Genomic DNA, 1,974 nt, shown 5'->3' with positions numbered 1-1,974 from the left:
TATTAGGAAATATCTCTTAATTTAAATTCATTGTATATAGCCAAAATTTGATGATAATAATACCAAAATTAGAAAAGGTAGGCAAAAATATTTTTCATACGATGAATTTATGAAAATCCTTAGTCATCAAAACCAGAAGTGCGGAATGTGGGTTACATCGTTTGTCTAGAATGACTGTAGTTTAGACTAAAAAATGAGCGCAGCTAAAAGTAGCCACCTTTGAATCTCAGGCAAGCTGTTGCTAAAAAACTCAAAAAGTAGAAGATTAAATAGCTAACCTTGAAGACTTTTTGCGTCGAGAAACCCGTTTTTTAACGGTAGGATAGCATGGTGCCTTAGTTCGTACCCTTCCTTTTTCCCAGCCGGGGGATTTTCCCCTATGTTTAGGGATTTTTGTGGGAGTACCAATGTCAACTAAAAGCGAAAACATTGATTCGGCAACACGTCCAGGGGTTAAATTGATAGTAGCAGATTGCCAAGGTAAGACATTCTCAACCACTAAATCCCTAGCTAGCCAGAGTTGCCAACTCATCAACGGCATTAAATCACTCCAACGTTCAGATTGTTCAGGAGTTCTCAAGTTAGGCAATGTCCAATGCAATCTTTGCTTCGCAAATCGATACCAATGATCGACTCCAAAGCGTCGTAAATATTTGAACCAAACAGTTTCGCTTGGGTAGAGTTCGTTCTCCAACCCAAGCCAACCATAAGGGTGGAAATGGCTGACCATTTGACATGGGCTTCATTCTTTCCACCAGGATTAAATTGACTTTTTGTCCAGGGGCGCGATAAAAATGCAAGTCAATCCATTGTCTGACTCGGACTTTTCCCAAATCTGGATGTTCGTCAATTTCAATCTCTGTATCCGCTTGGAGCCATGTGGTTGGGTCATTGAGTCTCATTTTTTGCCCATGTTTGGGTGGTCTACCGCGACCACTATAGGCTGGTGGTGCTGACCACTCTTCAGGCATTCTTTCGGACTCTCATTAAACAATCAGCTTGAATGGAAGCTTGCTTTAGCGCTAGCACCCAACTTGCATTGCCATATTCTCGGTCTAAGACTGCTAATACTGGATTGATGCTTTGTTCACAGACAAGTTTAAGTTGGGAAGCTGCTTGAAGTATGGGTGAAGACCCACTACTTATTCTTTCATGGAGCAGGGGTAATGCCCAACTTCCGATCGCTTCAGGTATCCACGCAATTGTACTGTACCCCTGTCCCACAATGCAGCCGCTCTGATATTCATGGGTTCTGTCTTGATTGCTACTAATATATGTTCCGTTGGGGCTGCTTCTTTCTGTAATTGCTCTAGATACAGCAGCATCAGTTTTTTTCGGTCTGGTCTACAGTCTTGTAATGCTTCATAGATGCGCTTGCCATTGACGAAGAGAATAATGGATTGAGTGAAAATTCCGCTAAACATGACGCATTTCTGGTGGTCATCACTGAATCCATCAGCTCGAATGTTGCATACGAGAGCTTGCACCAATAATTCATATGCTGCTTGACGAAAGTCCTTTAATCGTTCACTGTTCATTTAAGGAGTGGATAGGTTTTCTTTTTCACCCTCATTCTCTCCTGGCGCGGTGGCTCTAGTTCTTCTTTTGCCACCGTTCTCATCTTTGGTTAGTCTAAACTACAGTAAGAATGGCGAAGAGTTTTGCCATCAATTGCGATCACCTCTCCTGGATTAAAGCAACTAATAGATTGAATCCAACTCAAAAAATATTTCTGAAATTGCTCCGGCTTGAGACGAGAAAATACTCTCGCAATTGTGTCGTGTGAGGGTATGCCATTCGGTAATTATAAAATTTTCTTTAACCATTCGTATTTAGGTAGTGCCCTGAAGGAAAGGATCGAAGCAAGCTATAATCAGAGAAGTGTTTGCCATAGCGTGATATGACATTAGAAATTAATTGTTGCCCTAATTGTGGCTCAAAAGAAGTTAGTCGGAACGGTAAAACTCGGCATCA

2 protein-coding genes and 1 pseudogene are annotated in these 1,974 nt (G+C 41.4%); all 3 read right to left on the bottom strand.

Features of this window, described 5'->3' with window-relative positions:
* Positions 1-581 precede the first annotated feature (581 nt).
* Complete coding sequence (locus tag JGK07_RS33065) at positions 582-971, bottom strand: hypothetical protein (RefSeq protein ID WP_293187210.1); 390 nt, start codon at positions 969-971, stop codon at positions 582-584.
* Positions 972-1,142: 171 nt separating this feature from the next.
* Positions 1,143-1,424 carry a hypothetical protein gene (locus tag JGK07_RS33060; protein WP_293291244.1) on the bottom strand — a complete coding sequence of 94 codons (282 nt, stop codon included), beginning with the start codon at positions 1,422-1,424 and terminating at the stop codon, positions 1,143-1,145.
* 218 nt (positions 1,425-1,642) lie between these two features.
* Positions 1,643-1,834: pseudogene (locus JGK07_RS33055) on the bottom strand (ISAs1 family transposase); the annotation flags it as partial.
* Positions 1,835-1,974 lie beyond the last annotated feature (140 nt).

The organism is Microcoleus sp. PH2017_24_DOB_U_A (assembly GCF_020738205.1).
Lineage (GTDB): Bacteria > Cyanobacteriota > Cyanobacteriia > Cyanobacteriales > Microcoleaceae > Microcoleus.
The sequence above is the reverse complement of the archived record's forward strand: the minus strand, read 5'-3'. Positions and strand labels throughout refer to the sequence as shown.